Source organism: Bacillus sp. COPE52, from assembly GCF_003355115.1.
GTDB classification, from domain to species: Bacteria; Bacillota; Bacilli; order Bacillales; family Bacillaceae_G; genus Bacillus_A; species Bacillus_A toyonensis.
Map to the genome: position 1 here is coordinate 4,638,407 of NZ_CP031292.1, position 19,863 is coordinate 4,658,269.

The window sequence follows — 19,863 nt, forward strand, 5'->3', positions numbered from 1 at the left end:
TTTTGTGCTTTCTACTACTTAATGGAACGTACATACTGATCTTCTCCATCGTCTTTGACAAAGACTCCTAGCTCATTCAAATCTTTGCATAAATGCTTCTTTTTTTTCGAGTTTCCTTCTCGAAGAGCATTTCGTCTTTCATACAAAATAGTATTTATGCTTTTATTAAATCGCTCATCCTCTAATTTCCATAAGCTATACTCATGTTTATAAGGATCTTGTTCCACCCAGGGGAAGCCGTGCATTACGAAAGTATCTTTAATTTTGCTTGGGTTAATGTCAGATGTTTCACGTAACCATTCTCGGTCTTCTTGATCAATGATAATCACTTGACGCTTATCTACAAAAACGGCTTTTACATTTGACCTGGTGATTTGTTTCTTGTGATCGTCCTTATTCACGTGAATGCTTTCCGAAGTAATGTTCATTTTTAAAGCGTCACTATAAATAATTAAAGAAAATAAAATCCCTGCAATAGTGCCAATTAACATGAGGATAATTGGAAGCCAAAAAGGGTTAATAGAATTTAAAAGTTCTATAATTTTCGAGTCAGAAAAAAGAGGAATCTTTTTTATAATCTCTATTAATTTAGGTGAAAAATATCCAATAACGCCTAAAAGGATTGGACTTACTATAGCAAGTAATTTTTCTAAAAAACCTAATCCAATGACAGATACCTTTTTCATTTGTAGTTCATCCTTTCTTAATATATATTTTTTCAAAATCAGGGCATTTAAATAGTGAGTTTCTTCACCATTTTTATGAGCTCATCTGAGTAATTTTCTATAGATATCGATGAATTCGCCTTTAGCATTCTTTCTTCGATTGCTCCTAAAATAAATGAAGCCAATGTGTCAATTCGGAAAGAGTTAGAAAACACTCCATTTTGTTGACCAGTCTTCAAAATATCTAATAACATCGTTCTAAGAGCATCATCTTCTTCGTCGTCTTCGATTCTGTAATAAGGAACATTCTCTTCATTTCTTGCATTAAAGACAATCTCAATTAAGGCAATATTATTTTTGTAATGAGTTTCTTGATAAGCCAAATGTGCTTCAATAAAAGCCTCTAGTTTGTTTATTTCAGATTGGGCTAATAGTACTCGATTGCTAATAAATTCATGTTGTTTCTCAACTAAAAATTGTAATGTTCGATTCATAAGATAAAGCTTATCGTTAAAATGATAAGAAATAAGTCCAGTGCTAATCTTAGCTTTTTTTGCTACCTTCGTTAAGCTTAAGTTGTTATATCCAACCTCTTCTAATGTATCGATACATGCAAGAATAATTTGTTCACGTCTAGCCTCTGCAATAAAAGAATCAGTCATGCTATTCAACTCCTGATTTATATAATTTGAATGTATAATCAAAAAATTGATTGATCGTTCAATTAAATATTAGTAAGAAATTATTAGTATGTCAAATGTTTTTATACCTACATCTTGATAAGGCTAATTCATTTTTTAATGAGGCTCATTTTCTGAAACAAGCCCGTTTTTAAGTAAGCCAAGCTTCCTATTCGCCCTGAAAACATACTATAAATGGAATCCCCTCATTTAGAGCAAGGTGAACTTGTTATGAATGATACTAAAGGAGGAATAGAGTAATGAGCGAAAAGTGTGAACACAGACATGATGATTGTAACCGCAGACATGGGTGCGGAGGCGGTTTTGCGCTTCTAATCGTATTGTTTATTTTATTAATTATCATCGGTGCTAGCTGCTTCGGCGGAGGCGGCGGTTGTGGTTATGGTGGTTACGGCGGTTATGCAGGCGGCTATGGTGGATATTGCTGCTAATTAAAAACTATTGAAAATGGCCTTGTGCGTATTGCACAAGGCCATTTTATTCACGTTTTAATATGTTGTGATAATTTATTAATGTACAGAGAACGGATTAAGAAGAAGAAAATAATCTCGATAATCCCGAAAAAGGTGAGTACGATACATGTCTCTTTTAGTAATGAAAAAGAAAACATACTTTGTAAAAACTTAACCGCAAATAACGTGTGAACACCAGCAACGATGTAAGGAACGAAAAATAAAATTCCTAATTGAATTGTTGCAGAGCGAAACATTTCTGATTCAGTTAAGCCAAGCTTTGTAATCGTAATGTATTTTTGTTTTTCATTCGTTAAGTCGTTATACATACGGAAGTATAAAACACTAGCCGCACCGATAAAGAAAATAAAGCCGAGAAATGCCCAAATAAAGAACTGAGCAACCGCATTTCCTTTACTATGAACGAGTTCATCCGTAGCTGTATAAATATGAAATAGTTTAATGAAATCTTCTTCATCCTTATGTGCTTCATACAAGGTTTCTGCATCATGATCTAAGCTTTTTAATATATTTTTTGTTGGGACAATTGCGTTTTCCCAATTTTCCACGAAGTAGTTATAAACTGTAATTGTTTCAATATGAGGAATCATATTTTCAATTACTTCATCTTGCATCACAATTAAGTGAGGTAATGCAAAGGGAGGCTCAATTCCTCTATTAATAAAACCTTTAATTTGAAATTCTTTTTTATTAGAGCCAAGTGTAATCGTGTCCTGCTTCGCAAATGGGTTAGACACGAGATTTAATAACGCTGGTGAATAGCGAGAAATATTATAAACTTGTGTAGAATCAAGAGTGATTTCTGGTCTGTTTAATTGCTTTGCTATTGCGTTATAATCACTCATTTTCATAATGGAAATTGATTCTTTTGAAGCTGTATCTTTTAAAACGGTAAACTTATATTTGTCATATTGAAAATTAGTATTTGTAAGTTCAGTTTCAATCGTAGTAATATGCTTTTGTTCAAATGCATTAACACCTTCTGATGTATAGGTGAATGGTATTGGATATCGTTCTAGTATGGATGCTTTCGTATGATTGTTTGCAGCAAATAACCCGATAATAATTGTAAATGCAAGTGCAGATAGCATAGAAACGATAAAGAGTACATTAATATTACTGCGGGTACGAGAAACTAAATCTGAAATCCATAACATATTTATTTGTTTCAAATAAAACTTTCTTCGTTTCTTTAAAATATAGATAAAGAGAAGAAATGTTTGTGAAAAAAACAAATACGTCCCAACTACTACGAGCGGTAAAATAGATAGCATAATTAAGAATACAGACCCATTTTGTGCATTTTTTTCCGTTATGTAGCCTTGCGGATAACCGGCAATATAATAGCATAGTCCTAAACAAGTTAAAGCAAATAGTGAAATGAGTATAGATGGTTTTTTTTCGCTCTTCTTTTTGTTAACTCCCTTAATAAGCTGCGTTGTTTTTCGAGTACGAATAAACATTGGTGTAAACGTAGAAACGATTAAAAATAAAATGATAAACGTTACGGTTGTAACGATAACCGCTTCTGTTGGCCAATATAAATAAAGACCTTTCGAACTTGTTAATTTCGAAGTGACTAATAAGAAAAAGTTAGAAAATACAAGACCACCCTGTATGCCGATAAAGATAGATAATATCCCAATTATCATGTTTTCGGTAAATAATAATCTTTTTAATTGTCTCTGTGAGATACCAAGAATAGTGAGTATCCCGAATTGCTGCTTCCGAACATTTAAAAATGTTCCAATTGAATATAAAAGAAAGAAAAACGAGAACATAACAATCACAAGCTGTGCTGTACTAGCTAAGTTCATTAGAGGATCCCGATCTTGAAAGCCTTGTACACTTTGTAAGCGCGGATGATACGCATATACAGTAAATGAAAAGAAAACCATAATAGAAAAAGCACTACTTACAAAATAAGCGAAATATGCTTTAGAATTACGCGAGACATTTTTAAATGCGAATTGCCAAAATGTCATCCACGTCTTCCTCCTAATAATGCTAGGACATCTAATATTTCTTGATAAAACTTCTCACGATACAATCCGCGATGCAGTTCATTGTAAAGCTCTCCATCTTTAATGAAAATAACACGGTTACAATAACTTGCTGCAAACGGATCATGCGTAACCATTAAAATCGTTGCATCTTCTTCTTTGTTTAATTTCGTAAATAATTCCATTACATCAATCGCTGCTTTTGAATCTAAGTTTCCTGTTGGTTCATCCGCAAGTAAAAGAGACGGATGATGAATGACAGCACGTGCTACCGCAGTACGCTGTGCTTGCCCTCCTGAAACTTCAAAAATACGTTTGTCCAAAATATGATCAATTCCAAGTTTCTTTGAGATGTTATCGAGCTTTTCGTCCATTTCTTTTAAAGGAACATTATCTAACGTTAAAGGTAATACGATATTTTCTCCAATCGTTAACGTATCTAATAGGTTAAAGTTTTGGAAAACAAATCCTAATTCTTGACGGCGGAAAATTGCTAATTTTTCTCTACGAAATGTATGAGGTTGTTTGCCGTTAATTACGACTTCTCCAGAAGTAGGAGAATCAATTGTAGAAATAACGTTTAAAAACGTAGATTTACCACTTCCAGAAGGCCCCATAATTGCGACGAATTCACCTTTATCCACGTGTAAATTTATATTTTTTAAAGCGGTATGAGGGACTTTCCCTTCATACACTTTTGAGACGTTTTTTATGTGTAATACTTCTTCCATAATAATCACCTTTCTATTTTTAAAACTTAATATGTTGTGATAATTTTTGCATATAAAAGGAACGAATTAAAAGGAAAAAGAGAATTTCAACCGTTCCAAAAATCATAAGTACGACTGTAATTTCAGCGAAGAACGAGAGATGTAATATCTCTTGTAGCATCTTTGTCGCGAACATCGTATGGATGGATGCCATAATGTAAGGGACAAAGAAAAGAATCGCAAGTTGGATTGTAGCAGATTGTTTCATTTCGTCTGCTGTTAATCCAATCTTTGTAATCGTTATATACTTTTCTTGCTCATTTGTTAAATCTGTATACATTCGGAAATACAGAACACTGCCCGCACCGATGAAGAAAATAACACCAAGAAAAGTTCCGATTAAGAAGAATGAAGCAACGTTTAGTTTCGTGTTGTATAAAGAGTCACTTGCTTCACTTGCATGAAACGGTGGATGTTCTGCCTGAATAGCTGCATTGTCGTTATCAATTTTTGTTATAAATGCTGAACCGATAGTATGTGCTTCTTCCCAATCGTTAACTTTAAAGTTATATACACTCATCTGTTTTGAAGCGTTGGATAATGTTTCTACATTTTCATCAGATAGTATGAGCAATTGGTATATTAAGCTGTTTGGGAATGGGTTATAACTTTTATATTCTTTCACTTGTAGTTGTAAATTGTTTTGAGCAAGTGTAAGAGTATTTTTCTTTTCTTTAGTATGAATTGTTCCAACAACTTGATCGTCTAAGTCTTTCATAAGAATATAAGATTCATTCTTATTCACCGAGAGAGTTTCCCAATTTAACGCCTTAGCAAGTACATTATAGTCACTTTGTTTAATGGCATAATAGAGCTGCGCGTTATCTTCAGCTGAAGATACTTCATATATGTCTGTTTTAAATTTTGTATAAGTAAAGTGCTCTTCATTAAATTTTTGTTCTAACCAGTTTAAATGTTCATCAGCTAACGTATTTTCAGTATGTGATAAATATGTAAACGGGAAAGGGTTTTGCCTAATCGCATCAAACTTTGTAAATTTCCCGAATCCATATAAGAATGTAATCATTGTAAAAGCGAGCGTTGATAGCATTGCTACTATAAATAGCATATTAATATTTGTTCGAATGCGCGTTGCTAAATCCGAAATCCAAAGCATATTAATTCGTTTCATATAAAACTTTCTTCGTGTTTTTAATATACGAATAAGTAAAAAACTAATCTGTGAAAAGAAAAAATATGTTCCGGCTGCAATAAGCGATGGAATGACAAATATACTAGAGACGGCATATAAAAGCCCAATGATGTCGCCTAGCGACATAAAATATAGAGGATTTGCTGCTAATACATATCCAGATATTAAACATATCGCACCAAATAGAGAAATGAGTACGGATGCTTTTCTTTCTTTTTGTTTTGTTCCTTCTTTTAAAAGTCGTACAGCTTTTCTCGTACGGATTAGCATCGGTGTAAAAGATGATACGAGAATGAAGAGTCCAAGAAAGATGATTATAGTTAAAACGATAGCACCTGTCGGCCAATATAAATATAGGCCAGGTACATGTGTAATTTTGGCGGTAACTAGTAAAAAGAACTGTGAAAAAACAAGCCCAAGTTGAATGCCAAAAAATATAGAAAGAACACCAATCAGCATATTTTCTATAAATATGAGTCGCTTTAATTGTTTTTGAGATATACCAAGTACTGTTAAAATCCCAAATTGTTTTTTACGAACCTTTAAAAATGTACCAATTGAATAGAGTAAAAAGAAAAATGAAAAGAACACAATGACAACTTCTGAAATTGTCATTAATATGTTCAGAGCATAATTCACGTCTGTCATATGCAATTTAGGATGAAATAAATAAACTGCAAATGAGAAAAAAATAGCAATGGAAAACGCACTGCTTACAAAATAGGCGAAATAAGCTCTGGCGTTTCTTGTTACATTTTTAAAGGCAAACTGCCAAAAAGTCATTCACCTAAACCTCCTAATAGAGTGAAGAGGAAAAGAATATAAGAGGTATCCTTTTCCTGTACTAATATATTTATAAAACTTAACCATTCGTATACTCTGATAACTTTTGCATGTAAAAGGAACGAATAAATAAGAAAAAGATGAATTCAACTACTCCAAAAATAATAAGAACGGCTGAAATTTCTTTGAATAGTGATAAAGCAATTACGTCTTGAAGCATTTTTGTCGCGAACATTGTATGAATGGACGCCATAACGTACGGAACAAAAAATAAAATGCTAAGTTGAATGGTTGCAGATCTTTTCATCTCTGCATCTGTTACACCAATTTTTGAAATTGCTACATATTTTTCTTGTTCGTTCGTTAAATCTGTATACATTCTGAAGTAAAGAACGCTACCAGCTCCAATAAAGAAAATGACACCTAAGAATGTCCCGATTAGGAAGTATGCGGCACTTCCTGATGTGATTCTATATAATGAGCCTGCTGATTCATAGGAGCGTACAAGGGGTCCTTCGTATTGGAATTCTTGTCGATCTCTTTGTATTCTTTTCATAAAATCATCAGCAATTTCATACGTCTTTTCCCAGTTTTGTACGTTATAATTGTACGCTGCTACATGCTTTGTTGTATTTGGTAAGTTGTTTACAACAGTGTCAGGTAAAATTAAAGTTTGATATGAAAAGTCAGAGGGAATGGCCCCTACTTGTTCATAGCCTTTTACTTGTAATGTCGTATTTGTGCTAGAAAGTGTAATGGATTTTCTATTGTAGCTTGGCTCAAATTGGCTGAATAAGGTGAAATAAGCGCTACCTGTTAAGACATATGCTTCGTTATCACTCATGAATAGTTGTTTCATTCGCAGGGAAGCTGCAAGTTTATTATAGTCACTTTGTTTCATTGCATAGATGTCATTGTAAGTCGTTATACCTTCATCTTCTTTCAATGGTGTTTCATATAAATCAGCTTTTATCTTTTTATAAGAGAAATTTTCTTTTTGTAACTGCTGTTCAAGCCAAGTTAAATGCTTGTTAACAAAAGGATTGGCGTCATATGAAAAATAAGAAAATGGAAAAGGTGAAGTTCTCGCAACATCTAGCTTTGTAAACTTTCCGAAGCCATATAGGAACGTAATCATTGTGAAAGCAATTGTAGAAAGCATCGCTACAATAAAAAGCATATTGATATTCGTTCGAATACGACTTGCTAAATCCGAAATCCAAAGCATATTAATTCGTTTCATATAAAACTTTCTTCTTTTCTTTAAAATATAAATAAGTAAGAAACTAATTTGAGAAAAGAAAAAATATGTCCCAATTGTAACAAGTGCTGGAATCACAAAAACACTTGAAACCATATAGATAACGCCTACTTGCGTGTTTATTGAGAAGAAATATTTAGGGTTTGCAGCTAAAATATAACCACCTAATAAACAGATAGCACCAAATAGAGAGATAAATATGGATGGTTTTCTTTCCTTTTGTTTCCTACCATTCGTTTTTAATAGGTTTACCGTCTTTTTCGTACGAATTAGCATGGGTGTAAATGAAGATACAGCGATAAAGAGACTAAGAAACACAATCGTTGTTAAAATGAAAGCATTCGTAGGGGGATATAAATATATCCCCGGTAGATGTGTAATTTTCGCTGTTACTAATAAGAAAAACTGCGAAAAGACAAGTCCAAACTGCATACCGAAAAAGATAGATAAAATACCAATTAACATATTTTCAGTGAAAACGAGTCGATGTAATTGTTTTTTTGATATACCTAAAATAGTTAAAATACCAAATTGCTTTTTACGAACTTTTAAAAACGATCCGATTGAATAGAGTAGAAAAAAGAACGAGAACAAAACAATCACAACTTCTGAAAAAATCATTAATCCTGAAATTTCAGAGATCATAGTGGGATTTTGTAATTTCGGATGAAACAAATAAACAGCGAACGAAAAGAAAACAGCAATGGAAAAGGCACTGCTTATAAAGTAAGCAAAATAAGCTCTAGAGTTGCGCGTTACATTTTTAAATGCAAATTGCCAAAATGTCATAATACGTGCCTCCCGTTAGCAGGGAAATATGTAGTTTTATTGCAAAAAATGTATGAGAGTGAGTTCTCATACATTTTGCTAGCATATGTTCTGATCATGATTCAGTCACCTTCTCTACATTCTCTGCTTGATTATTCGCAGCATTGTGGAAGATGATTTTAATCGTCGTTCCTTTACCAACTTCAGAATCTAGTTTGACGGAGTGACCTAAATAATCACAAATTTTACTTACAATATAAAGCCCCATACCGGTAGATTCTCCGAATGTACGACCGTTTTTCCCAGTGTAAAATGGTTCAAATACCCTTCGAATATCTTCTTGCGGAATACCAACACCTTCATCGCGAATTTCTAGAATAATATCTTTTCCATTTCGATAAGCGGATAAGAACACTTTCTTTCCACGCTCACCAGAGTAACGGACTGCATTTGTCATTAACTGATAGATAATAAATTTTAGCCATTTCGCATCAGAAGCAACCTTTAGATCAGAATGTACTTCTAAAACAGGGAAGACACCATTACGAATGAATAGTTCTTTTAATCCATTAATATTTTTTGTTACCGTATCTTTTAATGAAATCGTCTCAACATGGAAATCTTCATGGAAGTTATTTAACCTAGCCATGTATAAAGCCATATCAAGTCCTTGGTTTAGACGCTCTAACTCTTTTTTGAATTTCGGAATTAAATGTTCGTCTTCCATCTCCAGTACCATAAGCTGCATAACAGAAACAGGTGTCTTCATTTGGTGCACCCAATGGTTAATGAACAATTGATGTTCCTGTTGTTTTACTTCATACGATTGTAGTTCTTTTTGGAAGAGACGGTATTGCGTACGCACGAGTTCATTTACACCGTGAGGCATCGGAGCGGTTGCTCTTTCAATAAACGCATCTTCCATTTTTTCTGGCTGCTCACTTAATCTATGATACATTCTACGGTTACGAACGTAACGATAAGCAAGGAAACAAATAAATAAGTATAAGCTTAAAACGATGAAGTAAAACTTATTATTTTGAAATCCATCTACTGCATCATAGAGAACGAAAATGATACCGAAGTTTAATACGTACAGTAGAAAAAATGTAAAATGATCACGTAAAAATAGCTTCATGCTTATTCACTCCAAGTTGCGTTAAAACGATATCCAAGTCCACGTACTGTTTCAATAGCATTTTCAATACCAAGCTCATTGAACTTTTTACGAAGACGCGTGATGTTTACGTTTAATGTATTTTCCTCAACGAAGCTCTCATCATCCCAAAGAGCAGCTAATAAATCTTCACGGCTCGCTGTACGAGGGAATTTAGATAATAACATTTCGGCTAAAATTGCTTCTTTCTTCGTTAAAAGAACTTGTTCAGATCCGAAGTGAATTTCTGGACGTTCAGGGAATAGTTTTAAACCTTCTACTTCAACGATACGCTCAGAAATATTTGGTGCATAGTCACCGTAAATACGGCGCAATTGACCTTTAATTTTTGCCATTACAACGTCGTAGTGGAACGGTTTCGTAATATAATCATCCGCACCGCTTTCAATCGCCATAATTTGTTCCATCTCACCAGCACGCGCTGAAATGAAAATAATTGGACAAGTAGATTCATGACGAATTTGACGGCACCAGTAGAATCCATCGAATTTCGGTAAGTTCACATCAAGTAAAACAAGGTGTGGTTTCACGGCGTTAAACGATTCCATAATATCATCAAAGTTTTCAGTAACAACAGCGTCGTACCCGTATTTTTGAATGTGAGATTGCAGTAATGATGAAATATTTGGATCGTCTTCAACGATTAAAATTTTATACATATGTATATTCCTCCTCAAAAAAACAATTGTAGCTATAGTGTACCATGTGTTTCACGTCTTTTCATTATGTTGAAATATAAGCTAGTTAACAGTATAGGTTAAAAGTGAGAAAAGTAAAAAGTATTATAGGGATAACTGAATGTATTGTCCTTTTAAATAGATGAAATTTCATAAAAAATAATATATTTTTTATGAAATTTGGAACTTTATTTTGCTTACTGTCCAATATATAGTGAGAACATCGTTAAGGAGGGGGCACTACTTGGCAAGTAATGAAGATATACATATCTGGATAGAACGTTTATTAAAAGGTGATGAGGAGGCTTTTGAATTTATATTTGATTTAACGAGTCAGAGAATATATGAAACTGTCTTCGCTATAGTTAAAAATCGGCATGATACAAATGAAATCGTAAATGAAGTTTACTTTCAACTTTGGAAATCTATTTCAACATATGATCAATCTAGACCGTTTCTATTTTGGTTGAATGGAATTGTTTACAAACAGATTAGTCAGTGGAGAAAAAATATATGGAAGAGGATGCGCTTATTTGAAAAACAACAATTACGTGATGATCCAGTTGTAGACGTTCCCGAAAAAGTATTATTAAGAAAAGAAACAGAAGAGCAGTTATTAACGGTGATACAAGAACTTCCATTTAAATTTAGAATAGTAATCGTGTATCGCTTTTACCACGATTATACGTATGAAGAAATTGCAGAACTATTACAAATCCCTATAGGTACAGTAAGGTCTAGAATTCACAGAGCGTTAGAAAAAATTCGGAATCAATCTAGTATAGAAATAGATGAGGAGGAATCTAATTCAAATGTCGTTTTCAAATGAATTTAAAAAAGCAATGAAACAAGAGGTCCCTAAAGAAGTTAAAGAGCATGCTTATCAATCCTTTAGTCAAATGTATAAAAAAGATAGCAAAAAGAAAACGAAAAAGAAATTATTAATAGTGGGTTTAATAGCGGCTGTCGTTATACCGACGAGTACAATGGCATTAAACAATTCTTATTTTGTAAAACCGGAAGTAAAATTAAATGACATGATTAATGATCAAGTTAAAAAGGATGCTGCGGATGGAAAGTCTATACAGCTAAATGAAAAAATAGTCGATAATGGTATTACTCTTCATATAAAAGAAATATTAATTCAAGATGCCAAAATACTTGTTTATTATCGTTTTGAACAACAAGATGGTTCGCTCGTTCCATATGAATTTAATACAACTGGGCTTGATATTAAATCTGATGGTAAAGAAGACGGGAAACAAGTAGAGAGTCCACATTATGAAAATAAGAAATTTAATGCTGTGCAATATTTGCATTTTCTTAGTAACACTCATATCGATAATTATCAAAAAGATCGTATGGGTAATCCTGATGCACCAGAGGCAAGTATTTTTTACTTAACTGATCAAACAGGAAAGAGTTTTGAAACGGTGTTAGCTGCGCACGACAAACCAGAGGGAGTAGTTGTTTTTGAACCGTTAGAAGGTGAAAAATTCCCAGACTTCTTATCTGTACATATTAATATTAACAGAATTGGAGGAACGGAAGGAACTTGGACAACGAAAATTCCAGTGGACATGACGCATAAAACTGTCCAAAAGGAATCTACAAAGAATGAATAATTTCGTATTATATTTAATAGAATCCAAACTAGGTGTGTGAAAGCATGATTAGTTATTGGTTAAATGCATTCGGAACGATAGTAGGTATGTCCTTTATTATAAGTTTAATAATCTTTTGGATTTCTTCGTTTGTTAATAAAATGATAAAATTTAAATAAAAGAAGCTCTTCCTTTAGTTAGAAGAGCTTTTTTTATTTTGTATCCCTCGTATTTCTTCCATCTTTACAGTTTTACTCTATAAAGTAATTAATGTAGGTTAAAAGTGGAAAAAGTAAAAAGGGCCTTACATATTATTGACAATTAACTGAAATCATTTTAACATTTAGATAAATATCTAAATGTCTAATTATCGAAAGGAAGAAAGACATTGAATCAAGCATTCAAAGCATTAGCAGATCCAACAAGGCGAAAAATTTTAGACTTATTAAAAGAAGGTGATCTAACCGCTGGTGAAATTGCCGAACATTTCAATATGACGAAACCAAGTATTTCACACCACTTAAGTGCACTTAAAAATGCTGAACTTATTCAAGATGAAAAAAGAGGGCAATTCGTTGTGTACTCTTTAAACACAACTGTCTTTCAAGATTTGTTGACTTGGGTGTTTACGTTTACAAATAAGGGGGAAGAGGGGAAATGAAAAAACATCTTTTCGCAATTATATTAATTGTTACAACTTGTTTAGCTTGGGCGTTTGCTTGGCCACATTTGCCGGATACAATTGCGACACATTGGAGCGGCGGTAAGGTAGATGGCTATTCGTCTAAATTTTACGGAATGATTTCTATGGTCGGAATTATGATTGCATTATATATATTTCTAAATGTGATACCTAAGATTGATCCAAGAAAAGCAAATTACGAGAAATTTTCTAAAGCTTTTATGATGATGAATAATGGGGTACTCCTGCTACTATTTGTAGGGAATATAGATATTATTACAAGTGGATTAGGATATAACTTATTTATTAATCGGGTTCCAGAATTATTAGTGGGTGTTTTATTTTTAGTAATGGGTAATTATTTACCACAGTGTAAGCCAAACTTTTTTGTCGGGATGCGTAATCCATGGACGTTAAGTAATGAAGAAGTGTGGCGGAAAACACATCGATTTAGTGGAAAAGTATTTGTGGCTTTAGGAATTATTATGATTATAAGTGTTTTCGCTCCGGCTGATTGGAGATCTTATATGATGCTGGGGATTATAGTAGTTGCTGTTATTATAACGAATTTATATTCTTACGTTTTATATAAAAAAGAAATACAATTGTGAGCTATATTAATCAAATTTTATAGTTATAGTTTCTATGTGTTAAGAGATTTTAATACTCAGTGGGGAAAATGAAAAGCTCACTGAGTAAATTTTTTGTTTCAAGGTCTGAAAATTCAGTTAAAAAGATGACTTGGGGGGATTTTACATGTTAGAAATTATAAATTTTAGTAAGACATACAAAGGTGGAAAGAAAGCAGTAAATCATTTAAATATTACTGTTAAAGCAGGAGATATCTTTGGATTTATTGGACATAACGGTGCGGGGAAAAGTACAACAATTAAGTCGTTAGTAGGAGTTATAGATTTTGAAGAGGGCGAAATTTTTATTGATGGACATTCAGTAAAAAAGGATCCGATTGCATGTAAGAGAGTAATGGCGTATATTCCTGATAATCCAGATTTATATGAGCAATTAACAGGAATTCAATATTTGAACTTTGTTGCGGATGTATTTAAAGTGCCGGCGAAGGATCGGGAAGAACAGATCCAGAAGTATGGGGATGCCTTTGAGATTACACCTTACTTGGGAGACTTAATATCTTCTTATTCGCATGGCATGAAACAAAAAGTAGCGATTATATCGGCGGTTTTACATAAACCGAAATTATTAGTTTTAGATGAACCTTTCGTTGGTCTTGATCCAAAAGCAGCCGTAGTTTTGAAAGGTATTATGAAAGAGCTTTGTGAAAAAGGAAGTGCGATTTTCTTTTCTACGCACGTTTTAGATGTAGCGGAGAAGTTATGTAATAAAATAGCGATGATAAATAGAGGGAAATTAGCACTTTCAGGAGAAGTGCATTCTTTAATAAAGGAAAGTTCATTGGAAGAACTCTTTATGAAGGAGCTTGCTAATGAATACTAATAGTTTAGGACTTTTAAAAATCCGGTTAATAACGCAGCTCGGTCTAAACACTTTTAAATATGAAAAAGATAAGAAAAAGAAGCAGAATAAGATTTTGCTGACAGCATCTATTGCTCTAGTTGGTGTCATGCTAATGTTATATTGCGGAGCCTCGGCATATGGATTGGTGAAACTAGGAATGAGTGAAATTATTCCCGTTTATGCACTAGTTATTAGCAGTGTATTAACGTTGTTTTTCACTATATTTAAGGCAAATGGAGAAATTTTTGCTTTTAAGGATTACGACTTTTTAATGTCATTGCCGATTCGTGTAAGTACTGTTATTGCAAGTAGATTTTTGTATTTATACTTGCTGAATACAATCTTTTCAATCATAATCATGCTACCGATGGGAGTTGTTTATGGCATACATGAAAATCAATCAGTTTCTTTTTACTTTATGTGGTTCATCAGTATGTTTATAGCATCTTTAATTCCAACAACAATTGCAGCAATCTTTGGAGCTGCGATTACGGCAATCGCTTCTAAATTTAAAAATGCGAATAAAATAACTACGATTTTAAGTTTTATAGTAATTATTACATTCGGTTTCTTTATGCTAAAAAACGGAAATGCTCAATATAGCCTTAATGATATGAACGGAATTGGTGCAATTGTTTCGGAGCAATTAACTAAAGTGTATCCACTAGCTAACATGTTTCAAAAAGCAATTGTTCATGCTGATATTATAGCTTTCATCTTATTCGTCGGGATATCAGTTAGTTGGTATTATCTTTTTGTAAAAATACTTTCGTTAAAATATAAGCAAATAAACACAGGGATTTCCACTTATCATATGCTTTCAAATTATGAGATTAATAGTATAAGAAAAGAAAGTGTATTGGTCGCATTGTATAAAAAAGAGCTGAAACGTTTCTTCTCTTCTACAGTGTATGTCATAAATAGTGGAATGGGAGTCGTGATGGCGATAGCTTTCTCGTTAGCTGTAGTTGTAGTAGGGCCAAGTCAATTAATAGCGTACCCTGGAATTGAGCCCTTGTTGCAAAAGATTGCTCCATTTGCTATTGCAGCAGCGATTTCAATGACGTGTACAACATGTGTGTCATTGTCTTTAGAAGGAAAAAATGTATGGATTATTAAGTCATTGCCTATAGCGCCAAAGATGGTTTATGACAGTAAAATTCTTATGAATCTTTCATTGAGTATACCTGCATCACTTATTAGTGCCGTATTGCTAATAATTGGGTTAAAACTAGATATTTGGAGTTCTCTTTTCATCGTAATAACACCGATAACATACTCACTCTTTTCGGCAGTATGGGGAATTTTTATTAATAATCGATTTGGTTATTATGATTGGGTATCAGAAACTCAAGTAATAAAACAAAGTATAGGATCGTTTATCGGTATGTTTGGTGGCTTAATTATGGCAGTTATACCTGCCTTGTTAATCGGTACCGGTACTATCTCGAACGACAGAGTATTTACTTTTGTCGTTGTTATAGTACTTACGATTATTACTATTTTCTTGTACAAGAACGAGTCGAGAAGAAGTATAAAGTGAAACTTTAATCAGTGGGGGGGGTTCATCCCCCCGCTGATTATTAGCCCTTACCAATCGGGCGTTTACGGGCAGTTTATCTCCCACCTAACTTCTTTGCTTCACCTGAATTTTGAGGTGGGAGTTTTACTGCTCGCAAATAGCAGGATAAAATAAAGAAGCTGCTTTTCCTTTAAAAAGGAAGAGCAGCTTTTTTATTTTGAAAAGGTTTAGACTCTTATATTACTTTTTTAAAACAGGTATCCATATCTCGCTTCTGAAATTCGGCGAGGATATCTCTTTACTTTCATTCCACAATATTTCCGGACCTCCTGCTAGTTCATAGTTTGAAGAAGGGAACCATTCAGAATAAATACGTCCCCACACATTTTGTAATGCATCAGGAAATGGACCGACAGCTTCAAATATAGCCCATGTTGAAGCTGCGACTTCAAGTTGCGCGAATTGCTCTGGACAATCTTTCGTTGTGGCTACTCCAATATAATGATCGAGTTCGCCTTTTTCCTCCATTCTTCCTTCAGAAAAATTTGTAGAAGCACTAATGATTCCATTTGGTTCCACATTTGAAAGTATCTTTAATGTTTGAATGGACTGTGGGTTTAAACTTTTCCACATAGAAGCAATTTCTTCATTTACACCGTTAAAAACGATTGGCACTCGTTTTGTAATACCTATAATTCGAAATGAGTCTTTTTCTTCAATTCGATAGTTCATTTCAGTTCCTCCTTGAATGGATAATTGGAAGGTCATTGGTGAATAAGCTTTCAAAGAATGACTAGTACTTCGAGCTTCTGAAGGCGTTATGCCATGCAAATTTTGAAATGCACGTGCAAATGAATCTGGTGAATTGTAGCCATATTTTATAGCAACATCAATGACTTTTATATTGCTGTTTTTTAGTTCAAAGGCAGCGAGAGTAAGACGTCTACAGCGAATATAATCAGATAGTGATATACCTGCTAAAAACGAAAACATTCTTTTAAAGTGATACTCAGAACAGAGAGCTAGCCTCGCAACTTCTTTAAAATCAATTTCATTCGTAAGGTTATCTTCAATATAGTGCATTGCAGCATTCATATTTTTAAGTGAATCCATACTATGACCTCCTCTGTACATAGAATAGCAGGAAAGAAATAACCACATCCGACATTTCGTGCACAACTTTGTAGGTAGCTTTTTTACCTTACAAAATTGTAATGTTCCTGTAAGGAGAATGAATGGATGGTATGATATCCCAATGTTATAGTAACAAAGTACTTTTGTTCAGTAGGTTAAATTTTTATATCTTTACTTATGCGTCTTACATAACTGTCATGTTTGTGTAAGAAACATCGATAGTGGCAAGAGTAGAGAGTGTATATAGTTGAAAATAGAGAATAGAAGAAATGAGGGATGTCGAGATGAAAACAGTGTTAGAAGCAAAAAATATTGAAAAAGTGTATGACACGGGTGGTAATAAATTTGCAGCGTTAAAAGGTATTAACTTACAAGTAAAAGAAGGTGAGTTCGTTGGAATTATGGGACCTTCTGGTTCTGGTAAGACGACTTTACTAAATGTTCTTTCTACAATTGATAATGCGACGAACGGTGAAATTTTAATTGATGGAAAAGATATTGTGAAGATGAATGATGATAAGCTAGCGTTATTCCGCCGCGATCATTTAGGTTTCATTTTCCAAGATTATAACTTATTAGATACGTTAACAGTGAAAGAGAATATTGCGTTACCTCTTGCTTTATCGAAAGTAAAGGCAAATGAAATTGATCGACGTGTTCTTGAAATTGCGAAAAAGTTCGGTATCGATCATATTTTAAGTCAGTTTCCATATCAAGTATCTGGTGGACAGAAGCAGCGCTGCGCCGCATCGCGTGCAATCGTTACAAATCCAAGTATGATTTTCGGAGACGAGCCAACTGGAGCGCTTGATTCTAAATCAGCGACAGATTTACTTGAAAGTATGAAGTCGTTAAATGAATATGATAACTCTACCATTTTAATGGTAACACACGATGCATTTGCGGCGAGTTATTGTAAACGAGTTATTTTCATTAAAGATGGTGAACTATATAAAGAATTGCATCGCGGTGAATCGACGCGTAAACAGTTCTTCCAAAAAATCGTTGACGTAATGTCTTCTATTTCTGGAGGTATGGCTGATGACCTTATCTAGCATTGCCCTCCGCAACATACAGCGGAACTTTAAAGACTACTTTGTATATTTTGCATCTATGATTTTTAGTATCGTCATTTACTTTACATTTAAAGCACTGCAATATAATTCACAAATGGAAAAAGCAGCGGAAGCCTCTAAAAAAATTAGCGGTGCGTTTCAAGTTTCAAGTGTGATGCTTATCATTTTCGTAGCAGTGTTCATTATATATTCGAACGGATTCTTTACACGTAAACGTAAAAAAGAAGTTGGCTTATATTCGTTATTAGGTATTCGTAAAAGACAAATTGGTAAAATGCTCTTTTATGAAAATATGTTAATGGGACTAATGTCATTAGTAATTGGGATTGCAATCGGTAGTGTCCTTTCAAAACTATTCCTTGAGTTATTAGTAAGTATGATGGGCTTAAACTTAAATGTTCATTTTGAAGTACCGATGGCTGCCATTATTGATACAGCAATTATTTTCCTTGTGATTATTTTATATACATCGCTCCAAGGATATCGTTTAATTTATCGCTTTAAATTAATTGAACTTTTCCGTGCGGAACGTGAAGGAGAAGCAATGCCAAAAGGATCAGTCATTATGGCATTAATTTCAGTTTTCTTAATCGGTTCAGGTTATTTCTTAGCATTAATGTTTATGAAGGCAGTTAAGTATGCAGACTTTATGGCAATTGCACTTTATATTTTACTTGCGACAGTATTAGGTACGTACTTACTATTTATGTTCTTTACAGTATTCGTATTGAAACGTTCAAGAAATAATAAGTCATCGTTTTATAACGGTATGAATATGGTAACGACGTCACAGTTACTATATCGTATTAAAGGAAATGCAAAGTCACTTGCGACAATTTCTATTTTAAGTGCGGTAACATTAACAGCAGTTGGTACGTCAGTTACGATGTATTACAACACATTTACACAATCAAAAGCAGTTGCACCATACAGCTACTCTTATGAGAAGAAAGATGCAGAATTAGATAAGAAAGTAAATGCGATTTTTGCTGAAGAGAAAGAAAATCATCCTGTAAAAGATCAATTTGAAGTTGAAATGGTTCCTGTAAAAGGAAAGTTTGAAGGAGATAAAGTTGATTTCATCCTTAATATGAACTACAGTATCTCAGAGAAATATCAATTTATGTCTCAATCTGAATTTAATAAACTTGCTAAAAAAATTGATGCAGAAACAGTGAATGTAGCTGCAGGAGAAGCATTTATATATGATAGTTCTTATATTGAAGGGCATGAGTTTAGCCCTCAATATAAAGGGAATAAAGTGGTATTCCAAATTGGAAATGAAACGAAGAAATTGGCGATTCAAGACGCAAATGATAATGCAATTACAAACTTAGGTGAACTAGTTGTTGTCGTTTCAGATGAAATGTATGAGCAAGCGAAGCAAGCATTTGGAACACGTGTTGTAAAAAATATCGATGTAAAAGATGAAAGAAACAGTAAAGTGTTAACGGAAAAATTAGCAAAAGTGATGCCAGCTGGTGAATCAGAAATGGTGCCACCATTTAGAGACTTCTACACTGGTTTCCATATGGGGCTTGAAGGAACTGGACTAATGATGTTCATCGGAATGTTCTTAGGACTTGTATTCTTACTAGCAACAGGTTCTATCATTTACTTTAAACAATTAACAGAAGCAAATGCTGATCGTGAGCGTTATGTTGTACTTCACAAAATAGGGGTCACAAAACAAGAAATGAAAAAAGCGATTGCAAAACAAGTAAGCTTTATTTTTGCGATTCCGTTAGTAATCGGAATCCTGCACAGCTTGTTTGCATTAAAAGGTTTAGGGAACATACTACCATTTGAAATTATGATTCCGCTTCTAATTAGTATCGGAGTATACGGCGCTATTTATATTGGATATTACTTCTTAACAGTTCGTTCTTATTATAAGATCGTGAGTGCGAAGTAATAAGG

Annotated in this window: 18 protein-coding genes; 9 read left to right on the forward strand and 9 right to left on the reverse strand. The window is 33.6% G+C overall.

All coding sequences use genetic code 11. The annotated features are described in order from the left end of the window. Positions 1–14: 14 nt before the first annotated feature. Together DPQ31_RS23525 and DPQ31_RS23530 are read right to left on the reverse strand one after the other, a co-directional pair. Entirely contained in the window at positions 15–686 is a 672-nt protein-coding gene (locus DPQ31_RS23525; RefSeq protein ID WP_208731078.1) for a YqeB family protein, read from the reverse strand. Positions 687–733: 47 nt separating this feature from the next. Then, positions 734–1,327, reverse strand: a complete 594-nt coding sequence (locus DPQ31_RS23530; protein ID WP_097953560.1) for a TetR/AcrR family transcriptional regulator — start codon at positions 1,325–1,327, stop codon at positions 734–736. A 278-nt stretch (positions 1,328–1,605) separates the two neighbouring features. On the opposite strand from DPQ31_RS23530, the gene DPQ31_RS23535 reads away from it, so the two are divergent. Next, positions 1,606–1,797, forward strand: coding sequence for a YjcZ family sporulation protein (locus tag DPQ31_RS23535; protein WP_001290392.1), 192 nt, complete (start codon positions 1,606–1,608; stop codon positions 1,795–1,797). A gap of 50 nt (positions 1,798–1,847) precedes the next feature. Here the strand turns inward: DPQ31_RS23535 and DPQ31_RS23540 are convergent, their stop codons facing one another. The 6 genes from DPQ31_RS23540 to DPQ31_RS23565 form a co-directional block, all read right to left on the reverse strand. Beyond that, entirely contained in the window at positions 1,848–3,824 is a 1,977-nt protein-coding gene (locus DPQ31_RS23540) for an FtsX-like permease family protein (protein ID WP_208731079.1), read from the reverse strand. Next, positions 3,821–4,573: an ABC transporter ATP-binding protein gene (locus tag DPQ31_RS23545; protein WP_000393256.1), complete on the reverse strand. Its 753-nt coding sequence runs from the start codon at positions 4,571–4,573 to the stop codon at positions 3,821–3,823. Before DPQ31_RS23545 ends, DPQ31_RS23540 begins: the two co-directional genes overlap by 4 nt. 19 nt (positions 4,574–4,592) lie before the next feature. Further along, the gene (locus tag DPQ31_RS23550; protein ID WP_106080584.1) at positions 4,593–6,548 is read right to left on the reverse strand and encodes an FtsX-like permease family protein; all 1,956 of its coding nucleotides are present in this window, start codon (positions 6,546–6,548) and stop codon (positions 4,593–4,595) included. 79 nt (positions 6,549–6,627) lie between these two features. Further along, positions 6,628–8,598, reverse strand: a complete 1,971-nt coding sequence (locus DPQ31_RS23555; protein WP_208731081.1) for an FtsX-like permease family protein — start codon at positions 8,596–8,598, stop codon at positions 6,628–6,630. A 94-nt stretch (positions 8,599–8,692) separates the two neighbouring features. Beyond that, positions 8,693–9,715 carry a sensor histidine kinase gene (locus tag DPQ31_RS23560; protein WP_208731083.1) on the reverse strand — a complete coding sequence of 341 codons (1,023 nt, stop codon included), beginning with the start codon at positions 9,713–9,715 and terminating at the stop codon, positions 8,693–8,695. A gap of 2 nt (positions 9,716–9,717) precedes the next feature. Next, positions 9,718–10,413 (reverse strand): response regulator transcription factor, encoded by a 696-nt coding sequence (locus DPQ31_RS23565; protein ID WP_000276732.1) that lies wholly within the window; start codon positions 10,411–10,413, stop codon positions 9,718–9,720. A 262-nt stretch (positions 10,414–10,675) separates the two neighbouring features. On the opposite strand from DPQ31_RS23565, the gene DPQ31_RS23570 reads away from it, so the two are divergent. The 6 genes from DPQ31_RS23570 (at position 10,676) to DPQ31_RS23595 (ending at position 15,754) form a co-directional block, all read left to right on the forward strand. Continuing rightward, a complete protein-coding gene (locus DPQ31_RS23570; RefSeq protein WP_000157855.1) occupies positions 10,676–11,260 on the forward strand; it encodes a sigma-70 family RNA polymerase sigma factor in 585 nt (194 codons plus the stop codon). Further along, positions 11,244–12,056, forward strand: a complete 813-nt coding sequence (locus DPQ31_RS23575; RefSeq protein ID WP_208731085.1) for a DUF4179 domain-containing protein — start codon at positions 11,244–11,246, stop codon at positions 12,054–12,056. The genes DPQ31_RS23570 and DPQ31_RS23575 overlap by 17 nt, the downstream gene beginning before the upstream one ends. A 367-nt stretch (positions 12,057–12,423) precedes the next feature. Next, positions 12,424–12,696: an autorepressor SdpR family transcription factor gene (locus DPQ31_RS23580; RefSeq protein ID WP_001070532.1), complete on the forward strand. Its 273-nt coding sequence runs from the start codon at positions 12,424–12,426 to the stop codon at positions 12,694–12,696. Continuing rightward, the gene (locus tag DPQ31_RS23585) at positions 12,693–13,328 is read left to right on the forward strand and encodes an SdpI family protein (RefSeq protein ID WP_000716342.1); all 636 of its coding nucleotides are present in this window, start codon (positions 12,693–12,695) and stop codon (positions 13,326–13,328) included. Before DPQ31_RS23580 ends, DPQ31_RS23585 begins: the two co-directional genes overlap by 4 nt. Positions 13,329–13,473: 145 nt before the next feature. Further along, a complete protein-coding gene (locus DPQ31_RS23590; protein WP_000889765.1) occupies positions 13,474–14,190 on the forward strand; it encodes an ABC transporter ATP-binding protein in 717 nt (238 codons plus the stop codon). Next, a complete protein-coding gene (locus tag DPQ31_RS23595) occupies positions 14,180–15,754 on the forward strand; it encodes a putative ABC transporter permease subunit (RefSeq protein WP_199632124.1) in 1,575 nt (524 codons plus the stop codon). The genes DPQ31_RS23590 and DPQ31_RS23595 overlap by 11 nt, the downstream gene beginning before the upstream one ends. A gap of 219 nt (positions 15,755–15,973) precedes the next feature. Here DPQ31_RS23595 and DPQ31_RS23600 read toward each other — a convergent pair whose 3' ends face one another. Next, positions 15,974–16,846, reverse strand: coding sequence for an AraC family transcriptional regulator (locus DPQ31_RS23600; protein ID WP_000377676.1), 873 nt, complete (start codon positions 16,844–16,846; stop codon positions 15,974–15,976). Positions 16,847–17,151: 305 nt separating this feature from the next. On the opposite strand from DPQ31_RS23600, the gene DPQ31_RS23605 reads away from it, so the two are divergent. Continuing rightward, positions 17,152–17,922, forward strand: a complete 771-nt coding sequence (locus tag DPQ31_RS23605) for an ABC transporter ATP-binding protein (protein ID WP_000859652.1) — start codon at positions 17,152–17,154, stop codon at positions 17,920–17,922. Continuing rightward, positions 17,909–19,858, forward strand: a complete 1,950-nt coding sequence (locus DPQ31_RS23610) for an ABC transporter permease (protein WP_087970495.1) — start codon at positions 17,909–17,911, stop codon at positions 19,856–19,858. The genes DPQ31_RS23605 and DPQ31_RS23610 overlap by 14 nt, the downstream gene beginning before the upstream one ends. Positions 19,859–19,863: the final 5 nt, after the last annotated feature.